The organism is Citrobacter sp. RHBSTW-00017 (assembly GCF_013797615.1).
GTDB classification, from domain to species: Bacteria; Pseudomonadota; Gammaproteobacteria; order Enterobacterales; family Enterobacteriaceae; genus Citrobacter; species Citrobacter braakii.
Map to the genome: position 1 here is coordinate 2,062,306 of NZ_CP056899.1, position 19,082 is coordinate 2,081,387.

The 19,082-nt window shown below is 53.6% G+C and carries 21 protein-coding genes and 1 riboswitch; of the genes, 15 read left to right on the forward strand and 6 right to left on the reverse strand.

Translation table 11 applies throughout. The annotated features are described in order from the left end of the window. Positions 1-15: 15 nt before the first annotated feature. The 6 genes from pduE to HV037_RS09950 all read right to left on the reverse strand — a co-directional run bounded on the left by pduE (position 16) and on the right by HV037_RS09950 (position 5,424). A complete protein-coding gene (gene pduE, locus HV037_RS09925) occupies positions 16-534 on the reverse strand; it encodes a propanediol dehydratase small subunit PduE (RefSeq protein WP_016153529.1) in 519 nt (172 codons plus the stop codon). A gap of 14 nt (positions 535-548) precedes the next feature. Further along, positions 549-1,223, reverse strand: a complete 675-nt coding sequence (pduD, locus tag HV037_RS09930; protein WP_003844241.1) for a propanediol dehydratase medium subunit PduD — start codon at positions 1,221-1,223, stop codon at positions 549-551. Between the two features lie 10 nt (positions 1,224-1,233). Then, positions 1,234-2,898: a propanediol dehydratase large subunit PduC gene (gene pduC, locus HV037_RS09935; RefSeq protein ID WP_003030249.1), complete on the reverse strand. Its 1,665-nt coding sequence runs from the start codon at positions 2,896-2,898 to the stop codon at positions 1,234-1,236. Between the two features lie 18 nt (positions 2,899-2,916). Continuing rightward, positions 2,917-3,729, reverse strand: coding sequence for a propanediol utilization microcompartment protein PduB (pduB, locus tag HV037_RS09940; protein WP_016153528.1), 813 nt, complete (start codon positions 3,727-3,729; stop codon positions 2,917-2,919). After that, positions 3,729-4,010 carry a propanediol utilization microcompartment protein PduA gene (gene pduA / locus HV037_RS09945; RefSeq protein WP_003030255.1) on the reverse strand — a complete coding sequence of 94 codons (282 nt, stop codon included), beginning with the start codon at positions 4,008-4,010 and terminating at the stop codon, positions 3,729-3,731. The genes pduB and pduA overlap by 1 nt, the downstream gene beginning before the upstream one ends. A 433-nt stretch (positions 4,011-4,443) precedes the next feature. Continuing rightward, the gene (locus tag HV037_RS09950) at positions 4,444-5,424 is read right to left on the reverse strand and encodes an IS5-like element IS5 family transposase (RefSeq protein ID WP_220131381.1); all 981 of its coding nucleotides are present in this window, start codon (positions 5,422-5,424) and stop codon (positions 4,444-4,446) included. 310 nt (positions 5,425-5,734) lie between these two features. On the opposite strand from HV037_RS09950, the gene pduF reads away from it, so the two are divergent. The 15 genes from pduF to cbiM all read left to right on the forward strand — a co-directional run bounded on the left by pduF (position 5,735) and on the right by cbiM (position 19,080). Next, complete coding sequence (gene pduF / locus HV037_RS09955) at positions 5,735-6,544, forward strand: propanediol diffusion facilitator PduF (RefSeq protein ID WP_016153527.1); 810 nt, start codon at positions 5,735-5,737, stop codon at positions 6,542-6,544. A gap of 201 nt (positions 6,545-6,745) precedes the next feature. Beyond that, a complete protein-coding gene (gene pocR / locus HV037_RS09960; protein WP_016153526.1) occupies positions 6,746-7,657 on the forward strand; it encodes a regulatory protein PocR in 912 nt (303 codons plus the stop codon). Positions 7,658-7,989: 332 nt separating this feature from the next. Continuing rightward, a riboswitch (cobalamin riboswitch) is annotated at positions 7,990-8,165 on the forward strand. Between the two features lie 87 nt (positions 8,166-8,252). Then, entirely contained in the window at positions 8,253-9,632 is a 1,380-nt protein-coding gene (locus tag HV037_RS09965) for a cobyrinate a,c-diamide synthase (RefSeq protein WP_016156869.1), read from the forward strand. Then, a complete protein-coding gene (gene cbiB / locus HV037_RS09970; RefSeq protein WP_047357938.1) occupies positions 9,629-10,588 on the forward strand; it encodes an adenosylcobinamide-phosphate synthase CbiB in 960 nt (319 codons plus the stop codon). Before HV037_RS09965 ends, cbiB begins: the two co-directional genes overlap by 4 nt. A 10-nt stretch (positions 10,589-10,598) precedes the next feature. After that, a complete protein-coding gene (locus HV037_RS09975; protein WP_008785140.1) occupies positions 10,599-11,231 on the forward strand; it encodes a cobalt-precorrin-8 methylmutase in 633 nt (210 codons plus the stop codon). Beyond that, entirely contained in the window at positions 11,228-12,364 is a 1,137-nt protein-coding gene (gene cbiD / locus HV037_RS09980; protein ID WP_016153523.1) for a cobalt-precorrin-5B (C(1))-methyltransferase CbiD, read from the forward strand. Before HV037_RS09975 ends, cbiD begins: the two co-directional genes overlap by 4 nt. Then, on the forward strand, positions 12,358-12,963 hold the full coding sequence (locus HV037_RS09985; protein WP_019077093.1) for a cobalt-precorrin-7 (C(5))-methyltransferase: 606 nt from the start codon (positions 12,358-12,360) through the stop codon (positions 12,961-12,963). Before cbiD ends, HV037_RS09985 begins: the two co-directional genes overlap by 7 nt. Then, entirely contained in the window at positions 12,953-13,522 is a 570-nt protein-coding gene (locus tag HV037_RS09990) for a decarboxylating cobalt-precorrin-6B (C(15))-methyltransferase (RefSeq protein WP_016153521.1), read from the forward strand. Before HV037_RS09985 ends, HV037_RS09990 begins: the two co-directional genes overlap by 11 nt. Continuing rightward, on the forward strand, positions 13,515-14,288 hold the full coding sequence (locus tag HV037_RS09995; RefSeq protein ID WP_003030275.1) for a cobalt-precorrin-4 methyltransferase: 774 nt from the start codon (positions 13,515-13,517) through the stop codon (positions 14,286-14,288). Before HV037_RS09990 ends, HV037_RS09995 begins: the two co-directional genes overlap by 8 nt. Beyond that, complete coding sequence (cbiG, locus tag HV037_RS10000; RefSeq protein ID WP_016153520.1) at positions 14,269-15,324, forward strand: cobalt-precorrin 5A hydrolase; 1,056 nt, start codon at positions 14,269-14,271, stop codon at positions 15,322-15,324. Before HV037_RS09995 ends, cbiG begins: the two co-directional genes overlap by 20 nt. Next, positions 15,324-16,049, forward strand: coding sequence for a precorrin-3B C(17)-methyltransferase (locus tag HV037_RS10005; protein ID WP_003030278.1), 726 nt, complete (start codon positions 15,324-15,326; stop codon positions 16,047-16,049). Before cbiG ends, HV037_RS10005 begins: the two co-directional genes overlap by 1 nt. Beyond that, on the forward strand, positions 16,046-16,831 hold the full coding sequence (locus HV037_RS10010) for a cobalt-precorrin-6A reductase (protein ID WP_016156865.1): 786 nt from the start codon (positions 16,046-16,048) through the stop codon (positions 16,829-16,831). Before HV037_RS10005 ends, HV037_RS10010 begins: the two co-directional genes overlap by 4 nt. A gap of 10 nt (positions 16,832-16,841) precedes the next feature. After that, positions 16,842-17,636, forward strand: a complete 795-nt coding sequence (locus HV037_RS10015; protein ID WP_019077091.1) for a sirohydrochlorin cobaltochelatase — start codon at positions 16,842-16,844, stop codon at positions 17,634-17,636. Continuing rightward, the gene (locus HV037_RS10020) at positions 17,633-18,346 is read left to right on the forward strand and encodes a cobalt-factor II C(20)-methyltransferase (protein ID WP_016156863.1); all 714 of its coding nucleotides are present in this window, start codon (positions 17,633-17,635) and stop codon (positions 18,344-18,346) included. The genes HV037_RS10015 and HV037_RS10020 overlap by 4 nt, the downstream gene beginning before the upstream one ends. Further along, on the forward strand, positions 18,343-19,080 hold the full coding sequence (gene cbiM / locus HV037_RS10025; protein ID WP_016153516.1) for a cobalt ECF transporter S component CbiM: 738 nt from the start codon (positions 18,343-18,345) through the stop codon (positions 19,078-19,080). The genes HV037_RS10020 and cbiM overlap by 4 nt, the downstream gene beginning before the upstream one ends. The last annotated feature ends 2 nt before the right edge of the window (positions 19,081-19,082 follow it).

Here is a 19,082-nt window from a genome sequence, read left to right on the forward strand (position 1 = left end):
GATCCTGTCCCTGAGTTAGTCGTCGCCTTTGAGTTTTTTACGCTCAACGTACAGCGCTGCCGCTTCACGAACGAAAGCTGCACAGATCTTTGCCTGATAACGATTTTCGAGATCGTCGGCGATGGCCATCAGCTCGTCTTTCGTTGAGCGGTATGGGCGCAGCGCGTTGTAGATCTCAAGAATGCGATCGTCAGGTACAGCGGTTAGCTCAGCTGCACGCTCGAAGTTCATCGCCAGTCTGTCACGTCCGGCATCTTTGGCGATTTCCGCCTGAAGGCGCAGCGTTTCAGGGGTGATGCGCATGTCCTGCGCCGTCACTTTGTTGCTCAGAACATTTTCGAGCGTGAAGTCATCCAGAGTTTTGTTGGTTGCGGTTTTTACCCACTCAGGATGTTTATTCGCGAGAGGGTAATCCGTGACTTTCGCGGTATGTGCTGATGAACTCGCCGCGACCGGCGTCGCGGACTCGCCTTGCAGGCTGTTCATCCGGCTTAGCACATCCCGAACCATCGATTCAATTGCGTCGGTATTCATGGAGTTATCCTTTATCAAAGCGCCACGCGCAGTTCCTGCGGGTTTTTGCCCGTCACGACGTATTTGGTCTCTTTAATGTGCAGAATGGCCGATTTCGCTTGGTACTTAGGACGAGCCATCTGGTCATTCAGAGTAGGGACCGGTTGCGGAGATTCACGCTTGGCATAACGCGCGGCGTTTTTACCGATCTGACGATAGGTTTCCAGCGTCAGAAGTGGTGCCTGAGGGAACAGCTCCAGGTTAGAAAGCGGCGGTAACCCCTGCTGGTGGATTACCGTGGTGCCTTTTGACTGGATGCCGATAGAGATCCCGGAACCGCTCAGACGGTTACCTTCCACGGCGACAAATGCCACATCGGAGGATTTAAAGCAGCGGATAACGCGCGCTTTAATGCCTTCTTCTTCAATACCCGCAATCACTTCGCGCAAGATGTTCTTATGCGGGATCCCTACGATATTGACGGTTTGCGACAGTCCAAACGCGGGACCTACGGCAATAATCACTTCGTCCTGCTGCTGGCCTTGTTTGGCTTCGCCAATCTCGGTCAGAAAGCTGTCGCCCTGCGCCGCTGCAGCCTGTGGTGCGCTAGCCGCTGTCGATGCGCGGAATGAGACGGGTTTGTCGCTGGTTTGCATTTCAGACAGTACGTCTTCAATTATCTGGCGCAGCAGCTTTTCATTGATTTCCATTTTTCACCCCTTAGCCAAGTTCGTTGGGATCAAGTGCGCCAGGGATGTTTTTGATCTCTTCCCAGCGTTCGCCTTGTAGGCGATAACCTGTTGCCGGACCGGCATAGTCATTGACGTCATTTACTGCGGATAGCACCTGTCCGTCGCCAACGATAATGGCGGAGGTATGCAGATAATCCCCGGTTAACTTGGCTTTCTGGATGTTGAGCATGTCCTGAGCGACATCGGTAAACCCGCCCTGAGCAAGGGCTTTCACCACTTCCAGACCGTTACGGTTTTTATTGATGATCTCTTGCGCAAACTTAATGTCTTCAACGATGTTTCGCTCCGGCATATCTTTCGAACCGTGGGCGTAAGTCGCCGCTTCCACTTCTTCATCAGTGATTGGCGGTAATCCCATCCCGGCAAAGACGGCCTGCAGTGCACGTGCCGCTTTATTACGAATGGCGATAACGTCTTCTTCACGAACCGGACGCAGACCCCCATCTACCTTGAGGTCTCGCTGGAGAACGTTGTAGTCGTCAAAATCTTCGGCATCCTCGTTCGAACCCGCAAACATGTTGTCGTAGTTCGGCACAGCGGAATAACCGGAAGAGATGAAGTCAGTACCCGGCAGGAACTGCATCAGCAGGCGGGCAGTACGACGCATATCCGAGTGGGTAAAGGTTTGGTCGTTGCTGGAGGCACACTCCAGATCCAGGGAGGAACAGATCAGGTTTTCAGCTAACACCGCACGAATGCCTGACGGCACAGCGGAAGGCACGCCGATGCAGCTTACTGAACCATTTTGTAAACCCTGTACGCCAGCGGCTTTGGTGATGTAAATACAGCGGGCTTCAAGGTAAAGCATCGATTTACCTTCGGCGTAACCCATCTGAACTTCTGAGCCAGAACCGGAGGTAAAGCGCATTTTCAGACCGCGTGAGGCGTAGGAAGAGGCGAGGAAACCTTTCGACCATGGCGTGTCATCGCCGTCGGTAAAGACGGGTTCAGTACCATAAACAGAAATGGTTTCCGCATAACATGTGTGGCCTAACATACCGAGTTTAAGTTCGGTCGCTTCTTCCAGCGAGCACTGGGTTAATACGCCAGGGCGCCCAACCTGTGAGCCGACTAACAGCGCAATGGCGTTAAAGGGTGCATAACGCGCAACGGCAACCGTCGTTTCCTGTTCGTCAAATCCGCGCCAGGCGCCTTCAGCCGCATCAGCGGCAATCTGCACTGGATTATCTTTAACGTTAGTGACGTGCGCCTGCTGAGACGGTGTACGACGAGCACGCATTTTCTGCATGGCCATCATCATCTCAACGACGTTCATATGGGACACCACTTCGACAATTTTTGCCGGGGTCATTGCGGTAGTCAGCGGCACAATGTCTTTGCGCTTCACGTTAGGATCGCAAAGCATATTGGCAAGTTTGACTGAGTCCATCGCCATGACTTCTTCAGCGCGCGCCAGGTTAATGCCATAGCGGGCAATGAAATGGTCAATTAAGTCAAATTCACTGGCGGATTTGCCGTCCAGTTCTGTGACTGTACCGTTGACGATTTTAATCGACGGTTTAGGGTCGTTCGGGCTTTCCATCGCAATGAAGCCTTCTTCGATCCACTCCTTAACGAAGCCATCCTGATTCACAGGGCGCTTCGCCAGTGCTTCAAATCTTTTCGATCTCATGAATCAGCCTCACTGATATCAGATGTAGGACGGACGATCGTTTTTCGGTTCTGAGCCGAGGGTCCCGAGTACGGTTTTACCGATTTCGCGGGCGGAGATAACGGCCTGACGCACAGCGCCGGAATCGCCTGAAATGACCAGAATGGCTTCGTTACTGAAGCTGGTGCCATGGGCAGGGGAGCTGTAGGCCACAACTTCCACGTTGGCGGATTTCAGCGCAGTATCAGCCATCAGGACACCAACGGATGCCGGGGCGCCGACGATCACGCCACAGGCACGGCCAATCGGTGCACCAAAGGCTTTTTCCAGCGCGTAGCTGGCGCGTGCGGTGTATTGCATCTCGATGTGACCGGCTTCGTTGGCATACACATCGCCAAAGGTGCGATCCAGTTCTTTCAGCGCAACCTCAATTCCGCGTTTCACGTCGGAAACATCGTTGCCGCCGAGAATAATCAGCGAACCGTGACCCGCGCCGCCTTTGGTATCACGTGGCAACTCAATACTGACGACTTCAGTATTGGTGGCTTTTACCGCTTCATCTGCGGCCATGATGTGCGGGCCTGCACCAGTACGCGCGCCAAGGATGCCAATGGAGCGATACCGTTTTTCAAGTTTCATTGCGTCCAGTAGGGCGCTGTCCACGTTGGCGATTACCAGACCGACGGTGTCGCCAATCGCAGTACCGACAAACTCCGTTAAACTGCAGCTTTTCTCTGCCATAGCCGTTTCTCGTGTTGGAGGATTATTTTCAGGGATAGCCTGCTGTTCCGGCGTTGCCACGCGAGCAATCACCTGCGCCATGATCTGATCAACCAGCTCATTGCTGCTCATTAGCTAATTCCCTTCGGTAAGATTTTTTCTACATCGGTGTGAGGGCGTGGGATGACGTGTACGGCTTTCACTTCTCCCACATTACGTGCTGCGGCGGCACCTGCATCTGTTGCTGCTTTGACTGCGCCAACATCGCCGCGGACAATGACTGTTACCAGCCCCGAACCAATTTTTTCGTAGCCGACCAGCATTACATTGGCTGACTTCACCATTGCATCTGCGGCCTCTATGGCTGCAGTCAAGCCTTTGGTTTCTACCATTCCTAACGCTTCTTGTTGCATAAAGACCTCGCCTGGGTTGTCCCGATGTTCATGACTATAAAAAGAAGCGAGGAAAAAGAATGGCTGACTTGAAATTGAGAGTGAAAAAATAATAGAGCTAAGGTGATATAAAATTGCTATTAATTATTTTAACTTGTTGTTTTTAATGGATATATTAAATCTTATTGATATGATTATTTAGTTATGTCAGTTCCACATTTACACTTTTTCTGGTGACATTATAAATATCATTTGCTATGCGAAAAAAATGAAATTGTGATGGTGGTTTGAAAACGGATTTCTGCTAGGGAAGGTGCGAATAAGCGGGGAAATTCTTCTCGGCTGACTCAGTCATTTCATTTCTTCATGTTTGAGCCGATTTTTTCTCCCGTAAATGCCTTGAATCAGCCTATTTAGACCGTTTCTTCGCCATTTAAGGCGTTATCCCCAGTTTTTAGTGAGATCTCTCCCACTGACGTATCATTTGGTCCGCCCGAAACAGGTTGGCCAGCGTGAATAACATCGCCAGTTGGTTATCGTTTTTCAGCAACCCCTTGTATCTGGCTTTCACGAAGCCGAACTGTCGCTTGATGATGCGAAATGGGTGCTCCACCTTGGCCCGGATGCTGGCTTTCATGTATTCGATGTTGATGGCCGTTTTGTTCTTGCGTGGATGCTGTTTCAAGGTTCTTACCTTGCCGGGGCGCTCGGCGATCAGCCAGTCCACATCCACCTCGGCCAGCTCCTCGCGCTGTGGCGCCCCTTGGTAGCCGGCATCGGCTGAGACAAATTGCTCCTCTCCATGCAGCAGATTACCCAGCTGATTGAGGTCATGCTCGTTGGCCGCGGTGGTGACCAGGCTGTGGGTCAGGCCACTCTTGGCATCGACACCAATGTGGGCCTTCATGCCAAAGTGCCACTGATTGCCTTTCTTGGTCTGATGCATCTCCGGATCGCGTTGCTGCTCTTTGTTCTTGGTCGAGCTGGGTGCCTCAATGATGGTGGCATCGACCAAGGTGCCTCGAGTCATCATGACGCCTGCTTCGGCCAGCCAGCGATTGATGGTCTTGAACAATTGGCGGGCCAGTTGATGCTGCTCCAGCAGGTGGCGGAAATTCATGATGGTGGTGCGGTCCGGCAAGGCGCTATCCAGGGATAACCGGGCAAACAGACGCATGGAGGCGATTTCGTACAGAGCATCTTCCATCGCGCCATCGCTCAGGTTGTACCAATGCTGCATGCAGTGAATGCGTAGCATGGTTTCCAGCGGATAAGGTCGCCGGCCATTACCAGCCTTGGGGTAAAACGGCTCGATGACTTCCACCATGTTTTGCCATGGCAGAATCTGCTCCATGCGGGACAAGAAAATCTCTTTTCTGGTCTGACGGCGCTTACTGCTGAATTCACTGTCGGCGAAGGTAAGTTGATGACTCATGATGAACCCTGTTCCATGGCTCCAGATGACAAACATGATCTCATATCAGGGACTTGTTCGCACCTTCCCTAATAGCAATATTTTATTGTTTTGAAAATGTCCGTGTAATACGCGAAATCCCGATTGTCTCTAATGTTTTAATAAAGTGCGTAGCAAGAATTTGCTATTGCGCCACGATTTTAAAGGGCAAGCTATCCGCAGAATGCCAACAATTTGCTGATACGGCCTTTTATAGTAAGCCTCGAAGTATTCTACTTGCCAGTAAGGAGTCCGCTGGTAAAGACACGAACTCTGCTTAGAAGGTGTCACAATGAACGATTCACTAAAAGCGCAATGCATTGCTGAGTTTTTGGGTACCGGGCTATTTTTGTTTTTTGGTATTGGCTGCCTGAGCGCTCTGAAAGTCGCAGGTGCCAGCCTGGGATTGTGGGAAATCTGCATCATTTGGGGTCTGGGGATCTCGCTTGCAGTCTACCTGACAGCCGGGATCTCTGGCGCGCATCTCAACCCTGCTATCACCATCGCACTGTGGCTGTTTGCCTGTTTTCCGGGGCGCAAAGTTTTACCTTACACTGTGGCGCAGGTCGCGGGGGCCTTTGGTGGCGCTTTGCTGGCTTATTTGCTCTACGGCAGTTTGTTTACCGAGTATGAGTCGGCCCACCAGATGGTGCGCGGCAGTCTGGAAAGCCTGCACCTTGCCAGTATTTTTAGTACTTATCCTGCGGCGGCGCTCAGCGTCTGGCAGGCAGCGTTGGTCGAAGTGGTGATTACCTCCATTCTTATGGGGATGATCATGGCGCTGACTGACGACGGTAACGGCGTTCCTAAAGGTCCGTTGGCACCATTGCTGATTGGTATTCTGGTTGCTGTTATCGGCGCATCCACCGGTCCGCTCACCGGATTTGCGATGAATCCGGCGCGTGATTTTGGTCCTAAATTGTTTGCCTGGATGGCCGGATGGGGAGATGTTGCGATGACCGGCGGGCGTGATATCCCTTATTTCATTGTACCGATTGTGGCCCCTATCATCGGCGCGTGCGCGGGTGCAGCAATTTATCGTTATTTGATTGGCAAAAATTTACCGTGTAATACGTGTAAGCTGGACGAAAATGAGAGCTAGCTTCACAGAAGAAGTTTATTTTTGAAAAGTAAAAACTGTTTTCGTGATCCGGTATCCTGAACTGCCCAAAAAGTCTCCCAAGAATGGGAGACTTTTGTTATGTTCAATTACGACTTTCATCAATGCTCAGGATGGCAGGGTGAAAATGAATGTGAATAATATGTTTTATTTATAACAATAAATTAACTGAGAGGTTTTATCATGATTTCTGCGAGTGCCCTGAACTCAGAACTCATTAATAAAATCGCACAGGATTTTGCGCAGGCCACCAGTCTGGCCGTTGTGGTTGTCAATATTCACGGTGATGAAATTTCTGAGCTTTTTAATTTCACCCCTTTTTGCCAGTTGATGCGCCAGCATCCTCAGCACAGTACCCGTTGTCGTATGAGCGATCGCTGTGGAGGGCTGGAAGCCTCTAAATCCGATCAACCCTGCATCTATCGCTGTCACGCCGGACTTACCGATTTCTCAATTCCGCTGGTCATTGCGGGGCACCTCGTAGGGTTTGTGCTTTGTGGCCAGGTACGCTTAAGTAACGATGTTGGTTTGGTTGATATTCTGAATGTAGATGACCGCTGGCAAGCCGATCCCGAATTGGTCAACGAGTTTCGTAATGTACCGGAAATGGACTATTCGCGAGTCATCGCCTCAGCGGATCTGCTGAAGCTCATCGTAGAAAATTGCCTTAAGAAACAACTAAATTTTGTGGTTATCAAAGATAACCCGCAGCAGTCAGAGCCGGTACGCGCTAACCGCAGCACCAATCCTCATGACAGCAAAATGAAAAAAGCACTGCGCTATATTGATGCGCATTTATCAGACGAATTGCGTCTGGAGGATGTCGCCTCTCATGTTTACCTTAGCCCTTACTATTTCAGCAAATTGTTCAAAAAATATCATGGTATCGGTTTTAACGCATGGGTAAACCAGCAGCGAATGGCCAGTGCAAAAGAGCTGCTTTGCCACAGTGACTGGAGCATAGCCAGCATTGCGCGTAATTTAGGATTTTCGCAAACCAGTTATTTTTGCAAAGTTTTTCGTCAAACGTATCAGGTCACGCCGCAGGCATTTCGCCAACAAATAAATGTCATTTCACGTGGCGAATCCGCTTAAATGGCAATATTTTGCTATTGCCGATTTTTGATATAGGGCGCTATGCCAGTCATTATAAAATGAAAAGTAGCGACAGCAGTCAATAAATTGTCATAGCGCAACAAAATATTAGTATTAGAGGGATAAACTGCACCAGTTTTTATTTTTGTGATGAGATACAGTGTCTCTGTGAATGACTTTCTTTATTCTTTGTTGGCACTTTCATTCAGAATGCGAGCATATGAATAAGTGGGTTTATGCCAGGTAATTGGTTGAATGAACCCGGCAAGATATTAAATTGAATTATTGTCATGAGGTCGTGAATTTACCTCATAACAGAGAGCTTAATTAATCAGGCTCTTGAACTGACAGGTTTGCCACATTTGTGGTAGGGAAGGGGGTGAGAATCCCCCGCAGCCCCCGCTGCTGTGATGCTGACGACCCCGTATTGACCACTGATCGCAAGATTGGGAAGGACGGGTGAGGATGACGCTAAGCCAGAAGACCTGCCTGTCAGTGACTACCAACAACTTCGGTGGGAAGTGGGTGGTTCAGATGCATACAGTCGAGAGACTGGGTATCTTTACACCCCTACCACCCTGAACAGGATCAGGGTATGGCGGCCAATTTTCACGCTTTTGTTCTTGCAGGTACCGGAAGCGGCTGTGGTAAAACCACGGTGACGCTGGGCTTGTTGAGCTTGTTGAAAAAACGCGGTTTACGCGTCCAGCCTTGCAAAGTAGGCCCCGATTACCTTGATACCGGCTGGCATACCGCGGTATGCGGCACTGCTTCCCGCAATCTTGATAGCTTCATGCTTCCCGTCCCCACCCTGAATGCTTTATTTCGCGAGCACATGCAACATGCGGATATCGCCGTTATTGAAGGCGTTATGGGGTTGTATGACGGATACGGCACCGACCCAAACTACTGCAGCACCGCCGCGATGGCCAAACAGTTAGGCTGTCCGGTTATCCTACTGGTTGATGGCAAAGCCGTTTCCACCTCGATCGCCGCGACGGTAATGGGGTTTCAGCATTTTGATCCAACCCTGAATATTGCCGGCGTTATTGTTAACCGGGTTAACAGCGAAACGCATTACCAGCTCCTGAAAGTGGCGATTGAGCGTTACTGCGCTGTACCCGTCTTAGGCTACGTTCCCCGTATGGAAGGCGTTGCGCTTCCCGAGCGTCATCTGGGTTTGGTTACCGCGCGTGAGTCGGTTATCAACCAGCAGCCGTGGCAGGCGTTTGCCGCGACGCTGGAGCAAACCCTTGATATCGACGCGCTGCTGAGATTAAGCCAGTTAGACACGCTTCCTGCGGGTGAATGGCCAGCGTTGCCCGCCGCAGACGCCGGGGCAGGGCTAACGCTTGCCATCGCCGATGACGAAGCGTTCAACTTCTACTACCCGGACAACATTACGCTACTGGAGCGCACGGGGCTTAAGATTGTCCGTTTTAGCCCGTTGCACGACACCTGTTTACCCGACTGTCAGATGATCTGGCTGGGGGGTGGCTATCCTGAGTTACATGCTGCGGCGTTGGCCCGTAATATTGCAATGCTTAACCAACTGCGGGCGGCGCACCAGCAGGGTGTCGCGATTTATGCCGAGTGCGGGGGGCTGATGTATCTCGGCAGTTCGCTGGAAGACAGCCAGGGTGATACCTGGCTGATGGCGGATATCATTCCCGGTCACAGCAAAATGGGAAAACGTCTGACCCGATTTGGCTACTGCGAAGCGCAGGCCGCGCAGCAAACGTTGTTGGCTGCAGAAGGCGAAGTGCTGCGCGGACATGAATTCCACTACTCCGATTTTACCCCTGAAACTCCCGCGGTGATGAACTGTCGCAAAGTGCGCGATGGCAAAACGCTGCAAGCCTGGTCCGGCGGTTGGCAGGTGGGAAATACCTTTGCCAGCTATCTACACGTTCATTTTGCTCAACGTCCGCAGATGCTTAACCACTGGCTGGCAGCCGCGAGGAGCGCACTATGACCATCCTCGCGTGGTGTGTTGCCTGGCTGCTTGATTTTATCATCGGCGATCCGCAGAACTGGCCGCATCCGGTGCGCTGGATTGGCAATCTGATTTCTGCGGTGCAACGGGTTGTTCGGCGTTACTGCCATAGCGACCGTGCGCTACGCATCGGTGGCGCGGTGATGTGGATTGTGGTGGTTGGGCTGACCTGGGCTGTGTCCTGGGGAGTACTGGCGCTGGCGCACTCTATTCATCCCTGGCTTGGTTGGGTGGTTGAGGTCTGGATGATCTTTACCGTGCTGGCCGGGCGCTGCCTGGCAAATGCCGCGCAGGATGTCGAGCGTCCGCTACGTGCCGGTAACCTTGCTGCAAGTCGGGAAAAGCTGTCATGGATTGTGGGACGCGATACCTCGCAATTACAGCCACAGCAGATCAATCGCGGCGTAGTGGAAACCGTGGCAGAGAACACCGTTGATGGCATCATCGCGCCGCTGTTCTTCTTGCTCCTCGGCGGTGCGCCTCTGGCGATGGCCTACAAAGCGGTAAACACCCTTGACTCCATGGTGGGCTACAAACATGAAAAATACCGCGCTATCGGTATGGTCAGCGCTCGTCTGGACGATGTCGCAAATTATATTCCCGCGAGACTAAGTTGGCTGCTGCTGGGCGCAGCGGCATTTTTATGTCGCCAGGACGGCGCGCGTGCTTTGCAGATTGGCTGGCGCGATCGCTACAACCACAGCAGCCCAAACTGCGCGTGGTCAGAAGCGTCCGTTGCCGGGGCATTAGGAATTCGTCTGGGTGGTCCTAATGACTACTTTGGCGAGCGCGTTGAGAAACCGTGGATCGGTGATGCACAACGCGACATTTCGGTAGACGACATTTCCCATACGATTCGATTGATGTGGGTGGCATCGATGCTGGCACTGGCGCTGTTTATTGCGCTGCGGTGGCTGCTGGTCGGTGTAGCCTGAGGACAACACAATGCAATATATCCAGCAACCCCAGGCGATTGAGGCCAAAAGTTTCGACATTATTGGCGAGATCATCCGTGAAACCCGCCCGGACTATCAGTTTGCCAGCCCGTTACATGAAGCCATTATCAAGCGGGTTATTCACACGACAGCGGATTTCGACTGGCTGGACATTCTGTGGTTTTCCAGTGATGTGCTGGAGCAGTTCTGTGCGGCGCTTAGCCGTTCGAGCGTGATTTATACCGACACCACTATGGCCCTTTCAGGGATTAATAAAACGCTGCTGGCAAAATTCGGTGGCGAATGCCGCTGCTACATCAGCGACCCGCGGGTCGTGCGGACGGCAAAAGAGCAGGGCATTACCCGGTCAATGGCGGCCGTTGACATTGCGGTGAAGGAAGAGGGTGAAAAGCTGTTTGTGTTTGGCAACGCGCCGACAGCGCTGTTCCGCCTGCTTGAGCATGATGTGGCCGTGAGTGGCGTAGTTGGCGTACCGGTTGGGTTCGTCGGTGCAGAAGAGTCGAAAGATGCACTGACCCAAAGCAATCTACCCGCCATTGCTGCGTTAGGTCGTAAAGGGGGAAGTAACGTCGCCGCCGCGATCGTCAACGCCATGCTTTATCACATGCAGGGGGCGCGATGAGCGAGTCCTTTGATACGCCGGTGTGGCACAACGGTAAAGCGCTGCGTAAAGGATATACCACGGGATCGTGCGCGACGGCGGCGGCAAAAGTGGCGGCGCTGATGGTATTGCGCCAGCACCTGATCCATCAGGTTTCTATCGTGACGCCATCAGGTGTGACGCTGTGTCTGAACGTAGAGTCGCCGCATATCGAAGGACAGCAGGCGATAGCCGCCATCCGCAAAGACGGTGGCGATGATGTGGATGCCACCCACGGCATGCTGATTTTTGCCCGCGTGACGTTAAACGATAGCAAAGAGATAACCCTTCAGGGCGGGGAAGGCGTTGGCACGGTAACCCGCAAAGGGATCGGCCTGCCAGTGGGCAGTTCGGCGATTAATCGCACACCTCGCCAGACCATTGAGTCTGCGGTTCGTGAGGCGATTGGTCCGAATCGTGGGGCGCAAATTGAAATTTTCGCGCCGGAAGGTGAAGAGCGGGCGCAAAAAACCTACAACTCTCGCCTTGGCATTCTGGGCGGCATTTCGATCATTGGCACGACTGGGATCGTCACGCCGATGTCAGAAGAAAGCTGGAAACGTTCACTGTCGCTGGAACTGGAAATTAAGCGAGCGGCGGGGCTGGAGCGTGTCGTACTGGTGCCAGGAAACCACGGCGAACGTTTTGTGCGTGAGCAGATGGGGATCGACACCCAGGTTGTGGTCACCATGAGCAATTTTGTCGGTTACATGATTGAAGAAGCCGTACGTCTGGGGTTCCGACAAATTGTGCTGGTGGGACACCCTGGTAAGCTCGTCAAAATTGCGGCGGGGATCTTTCATACCCACAGCCATATTGCCGATGCTCGCATGGAAACGCTGGTGGCCCACCTCGCGTTACTGGGGGCGCCGCTGGAACTGCTCACGCTGGTCAGCGACTGCGATACCACCGAGGCTGCGATGGAACACATAGAAGCATACGGTTTTCAGCACATTTACAACCATCTGGCTAAGCGCATCTGTATGCGCGTCCTGCAAACGTTGCGCTTTACCAAAAATCCCCCGACCTGTGACGCCATCATGTTCTCTTTTGATAATCAGGTGCTTGGGAGTAATCGCCCGGTCGCAGAGATTGCTGAGGAGATGCAATGTTAACCGTTGTAGGGATGGGACCAGCCGGTTTGCATTTGATGACGCCTGCGGCGCGTGAAGCGGTCGCAACGGCTGATGTTCTGGTCGGTGGAAAGCGACATTTGCAGCAATTCCCGGATTTTACCGGTGAACAGTTTGTTCTCGGCGCCAATATTCTCGAACTTTTGAACTGGATTTGCGCGCACCAGGAGCAACGCGTTGTGGTGCTGGCATCTGGCGATCCGCTGTTTTACGGCATCGGGACGCGCATGGTGGCGCATTTCGGTATTGAAAATGTGCGCATTATTCCCGGTATAAGCGCGGTGCAGTACCTGTGTGCGCAATCCGGTATTGATATGAACGATATGTGGCTGACCAGTAGCCATGGTCGCAGCGTCTGTTTCGATGAACTGGCGCGACATAACAAGGTGGCGATGGTGACAGATGCGCAGTGCGGCCCGCGTGAAATTGCGCAGCAGCTCATTGCACGAGGCAAGGGACATCGCTGGATGGTGATTGGCGAAAACCTGGCAATGGAAAACGAACGGATCCATTTCCTGCCTGTGAACGAAGTTAATGCCGACTATGACATGAATGCAGTGGTGATCCTTGATGAAAGATGAGCTGTTTCTACGTGGAGAGAAAGTGCCGATGACCAAAGAAGCGGTACGTGCACTTGCCCTCTCAAAACTTGAATTACACCGCGCCAGTCACCTGATTGATATTGGCGCGGGAACCGGCAGCGTGTCGATAGAAGCCGCGCTGCAATACCCTGGATTGCGCGTGACGGCAATCGAGCGTAACCCGGCGGCGCTCAGGCTGCTGGATGAAAACCGCCAGCATTTTGCCTGTGCAAACATCGACATTTTTCCCGGTGTTGCGCCGATGACTATCGCTGAAAAAGCCGATGCCATTTTCATGGGCGGCAGCGGTGGCCATTTGACTGAACTGATTGACTGGTCAATGCGTCAATTGCATCCCGCAGGGCGGCTGGTGATGACATTCATCCTCCAGGAAAACCTCAACACCGCGCTGGCACATCTGGACCATCTTGGCGTACCGGGAGTGGATTGCCTGCAGCTACAGGTTTCCTCGCTTACCACGCTTGGCAGTGGTCACTATTTCAAACCGAATAACCCCGTATTTGTTATCGCCTGTCAGAAGGAAGGAAACCATGTCTGAGATTTTTGATCCCCGTAGCGTGTGGTTTGTTGGCGCAGGTCCTGGCGATCGCGAGCTGATTACCCTCAAAGGTTACCGGTTGCTACAGCAGGCGCAGGTTGTTATCTACGCCGGCTCGCTGATTAACACGGAATTGCTGGAATATTGCCCTGCTGGTGCTGAATGCCACGACAGCGCTGAACTGCATCTGGAGCAGATCCTTGATCTGATGGAAGCCGGAGTGAAAGCGGGTAAGACCGTGGTGCGTCTGCAAACCGGCGATGTTTCGCTGTACGGTTCCGTGCGCGAGCAGGGCGAGGAACTGACCAAACGTGGGATTGACTGGCAGGTGGTGCCCGGCGTCAGCGCATTCCTTGGTGCGGCGGCGGAGTTGGGCGTTGAGTATACCGTGCCTGAGGTCTCACAGAGCCTGATCATTACCCGCCTGGAAGGACGCACGCCGGTGCCGGAGCGCGAACAGCTGGAGTCATTTGCCAGTCACCAGACATCTATGGCGATTTATCTGTCCGTTCAGCGTATTCATCGTGTGGCCGAGCGTTTGATTGAAGGCGGTTATCCGGCGACCACGCCCGTGGCGGTGATCTACAAGGCAACCTGGCCGGAAAGCCAGACTGTGCGCGGTACCCTGGCGGATATTGGCGACAAGGTTCGTGATGCGGGCATCCGTAAAACGGCCCTTATTCTGGTCGGTAATTTCCTGGGCTCGGAGTATCACTACTCCAAACTCTATGCGGCGGACTTTAGCCATGAATACCGTAAAGCCTGAGTCAATTGCGCTTTTTTGCCTGACCCCGGGAGGCGTTACGCTGGCAAAACGTCTGGCGGCCATGCTGCCGGTCACCTGTTTTACCAGTGAAAAGCTGCTGGAGGAGGGATTCATTCCTTTCGAAAACGGCTTTGCGAATACCGCCCGCGAAGCGTTTGCGAATTACTCGGCGCTGATTTTTATCGGTGCGACCGGCATTGCGGTGCGCGTGCTGGCCCCGCTGGTCAACGACAAATTTTGCGATCCGGCGGTGGTGGTCATTGATGAACGCGCCCAGCATGTCATCAGCCTGCTCTCCGGTCACGCGGGCGGTGCCAATGCGCTGGCGCGGTATCTGGCGGGCATGTTGGGCGCCGATCCGGTGATCACCACGGCGACGGATGTCAACGATATGGCGGCACTGGATACGCTGGCATTTCAACTGAATGCCCGGATGAGTGATTTCCGTTCGGCGGTGAAGATCGTTAATCAGATGCTGGTCAGTAATAAGCGGGTTGGGCTGTGGTGGGATGATGAACTGACGCAGGATGTCAGTCATTGCGACCGGCGCGGATTTATCACGGTAACCGATCTCAATCAGCTTCCTGAACTGGATGCGCTGGTGTGTATCACCTTACGCACCAACTTACCCGATCTGCCTGTTCCGCACTGGAAGCTGGTGCCACAACGTGTTGTGGCCGGAATTGGTTGTCGTCGTGACACGCCGTTCCCGTTGCTGGCCGCGCTGCTTGCCAGGCAACTCGAAGCCCAGCAGCTCGATCCGCTGGCGCTTAAAGCGATTGGCAGTATCACGCTGAAAAAAGATGAACAGGGACTTATCCAACTGGCTTCGTGCTGTCGCGTTCCTTTCGAAACCTTTACTGCTGACGCGCTGCGTGAGCATGAACACCGTTTTCCGGCCTCATCGTTTGTTCGCAAAACGGTGGGTACAGGAAGCGTTTCCGGTCCTGCAGCCTGGCTGCTGAGCCACGGAAAACTGTTAGGCGAGACCCTGCGAGAACAGGGCGTCACTATCACTTTGGGAGTTTCACACTGATGTTAAGCGTAATTGGAATTGGCCCTGGCTCGCAGGCAATGATGACCATGGAAGCCGTTGAAGCATTGCAGGCAGCGGAAATCATCGTTGGCTATAAAACCTACACCCACCTGGTAAAAGCGTTCACTGGCGACAAGCAGGTGATCAAAACCGGGATGTGCAAAGAGATTGAACGCTGCCAGGCGGCGATCGAACTGGCGCAGGCGGGTCACAACGTGGCGCTGATCAGCAGCGGTGACGCAGGGATTTACGGTATGGCCGGGCTGGTGCTTGAGCTGGTCAGCAAGCAAAAGCTGGACGTTGAGGTCAGGCTGATCCCAGGAATGACGGCCAGCATTGCCGCCGCCTCTTTGCTGGGCGCGCCGTTGATGCACGACTTCTGCCACATCAGCTTAAGCGATCTGTTAACACCGTGGCCAGTTATCGAAAAACGTATAGTGGCTGCCGGCGAAGCAGACTTTGTAATCTGTTTCTACAACCCGCGCAGTCGGGGTCGCGAAGGTCATCTGGCGCGCGCATTTGAGCTGCTTTCTGCCAGCAAGAGCGCGCAAACGCCGGTAGGTATTGTGAAGTCAGCCGGACGTAAAAAACAGGAAAAATGGTTGACCACCCTGGGTGAAATGGACTTTGAACCGGTTGATATGACCAGCCTTGTGATTGTTGGCAACAAAACAACCTATGTTCAGGACGGTCTGATGATCACGCCACGAGGTTATGTGCTGTGAATTACGGTGATGTGTTGGTCATGGGCGGTACCAGCGATGCGCGCATGCTGTGCCAGCAACTGGACGCAGCCAATGTGGCCTACACCCTGTCAGTTGCGACCCCAACGGGGAAGCAACTGGCGGGAGATATCAAAGGTCAGGTGCGCTGCGGGCGTCTGGAGCGCGAACAAATGATTGCCTGGCTACAGGAAAATCGGACGCGCTGGGTGATAGACGCCTCGCATCCGTATGCCGAGGTGGTGAGTCGCAACATCATGAACGCCTGCGAAGCGGCGGGGGTACTGCTGAGCCGCTATCAACGTCCTGAGCAGTTGAGCGGTTTAACCCATCCGCAGCTTTATACCGTACAGAGTATTCAGCAAGCCTGCGAGGTTGCGCGCCGCTTCGGTGACCGCGTGCTGCTGACGACCGGCAGTAAAGATCTGGCTATCTGGCGCGAAGGGTTGCCTGAAAAAACGCTGCTGGCGCGCGTCCTGCCTGTACCCGAGGTTATTCAGCAATGCGCGGACCTGGGATTTGGCGTCGGTGAGATTTTTGCATTGTGCGGGCCGTTTAGCGCCGAGTTCAACGCTGCGTTTTATCGCCAGTGTCAGGCTGATGTGGTGATCACTAAGGCATCCGGTGCGGAAGGTGGTTATCAGGAGAAAGTTCAACCCTGTCTGGATGCTGGTATCCCCTGCATCGTGATTACACGTCCGGCACCGTTGGTGACGGGAGAAGAGTTACTGGAAAGTCAGGCCGCCTTTGGGGCGCGTTTAACGCGCTGGCTGGCCGCTGCTTAAGGAGTTAGAGATGAAAAAGGCGCTTCTGGTGGTCAGCTTTGGCACCAGCTATCACGACACCTGTGAGAAAAATATTGTGGCTTGCGAGAGCGATCTCGCAGCCAGTTGCCCTGACCGCGACCTGTTCCGGGCGTTTACCTCCGGGATGATTATCCGCAAGCTCAAGCAGCGCGACGGCATTGAGATCGACACGCCGCTGCAGGCGCTGCAAAAGCTGGCGGAGCAGGGGTATCAGGACGTGGCTATTCAGTCGTTGCACATTATCAACGGTGATGAATACGAAAAAATTGTCCGCGAAGTGCAAAGCATGCGCCCGCTTTTTTCTCGCCTGACGCTGGGTGTTCCGCTGCTGAGCAGCCATGACGATTACGCCCAGCTGATGCTGGCGCTGCAACAGCAAATGCCGGTGCTTGGCGAAAATGAAAAAGTGGTGTTTATGGGACACGGTGCCAGCCATCATGCCTTTGCCGCCTATGCCTGCCTCGACCATATGATGACGGCACAGCGCTACCCGGCGCGGGTTGGGGCGGTGGAAAGCTACCCGGAAGTCGATGTGCTGATTGAAAGTTTGTCTCAGGAAGGGGTGACGGCGGTGCATCTGATGCCGCTGATGTTAGTTGCTGGCGATCATGCCATCAATGATATGGCCTCTGACGAAGAGGATTCGTGGAAAACATTGTTCAATGCGGCCGGGATACCGGCTACGCCGTGGCTCAGTGGTCTGGGTGAGAATCCGGCGGTTCGCGCTATGTTCGTGGCGCATTTACAACAGGCGCTTAATGTGGCGCTGGAGGAAGCAGCATGAGCGGAAAACTGTACGCATTAAGCACCGGGCCTGGCGCTTCCGATCTTATCACCGTGCGGGCCGCACGCACGCTGGGTACGCTGGATATTCTCTATGCGCCCGCCGGGCGCAAAGGTGGCGACAGTCTGGCTCTGTCGATCGTACGTGAATATATCGGCGAGCAGACCGAAGTTCGCTGCTGCCATTTTCCTATGAGTGCTGACAGCGCCGAAAAAGAGGCGGTATGGGATGACGTTGCGGCCGCGCTGGTTCAGGAAGTCGAAGCGGGTAAGCAGGTGGGCTTTATTACACTCGGCGACGCCATGCTGTTCAGCACCTGGGTTTTTTTACTCCAGCGTATTGGCTGTCCTGACTGGTTAGAAATCGTCCCGGGCGTGACCTCTTTCGCTGCGATTGCCGCGCGGTCAAAAACGCCGCTCGCCATGGAGCAACAGTCACTGGCCGTGGTCTCCTGTACCGCGCCGGAAGCGGAAATCCAGCAGGCGTTAAAGCAGCATGACAGTCTGGTGCTGATGAAGGTATACGGTCGTTTTGCGCGCATCAAAGCGCTGCTGCAACAAGAGGGTTTGTTGGGCTGTGCATTGATGATGTCTGAAGCCACGCTGCCGGGTGAACAGTGCTGGCGTCATCTCGATGAGGTGAGCGACGATCAGCCGCTGCCTTATTTCTCGACCATTCTGGTCAATAAACAGTGGGAGTATGCACAATGAAGCTTGAACAACAGCTAAAACAGCTGTCTTTCAGCGGGTTGGCTGCGGCGCTATTACTGATGGTTGTTCCTGAACAAGCGTTCGCCATGCACATAATGGAAGGTTTCTTGCCGCCGATGTGGGCGCTGGCCTGGTGGCTGCTGTTTTTGCCGTGCCTGTGGTACGGGCTGGTGCGGCTGCGCCAAATCGTGCAGGAAGATAGTCACCAAAAAGTGTTACTGGCTTTGTGCGGCGCGTTTATTTTTGTGCTGTCGGCGCTGAAAATTCCTTCTGTTACCGGAAGTTGTTCGCACCCTACCGGGGTAGGCCTGGCGGTTATCCTGTTTGGACCGGGCGTGGTGGCAATCCTCGGGGCAATCGTCCTGCTGTTCCAGGCGCTGTTGCTGGCGCACGGTGGTTTGACAACGCTTGGCGCTAACGGCATGTCGATGGCGGTGATTGGCCCGGTAGTGGGTTACATGGTATGGAAAATGGCCTGCCGTGCGGGGTTGCGTCGTGATGTTTGCGTCTTCCTGTGCGCGATGCTGGCGGATCTCGTCACCTATTTCGTGACCTCGGTGCAACTGGGCGTGGCGTTCCCGGACCCATCCGCCGGTGCTACGGGTTCAATCATCAAGTTCATGGGGATTTTCTGCCTGACGCAGATCCCAATTGCGATAGCGGAAGGTCTGCTCACCGTAATGATTTATGACCAGTTAACCAAACGGCAGTTGATTACCGCTCAAGGACATTAACG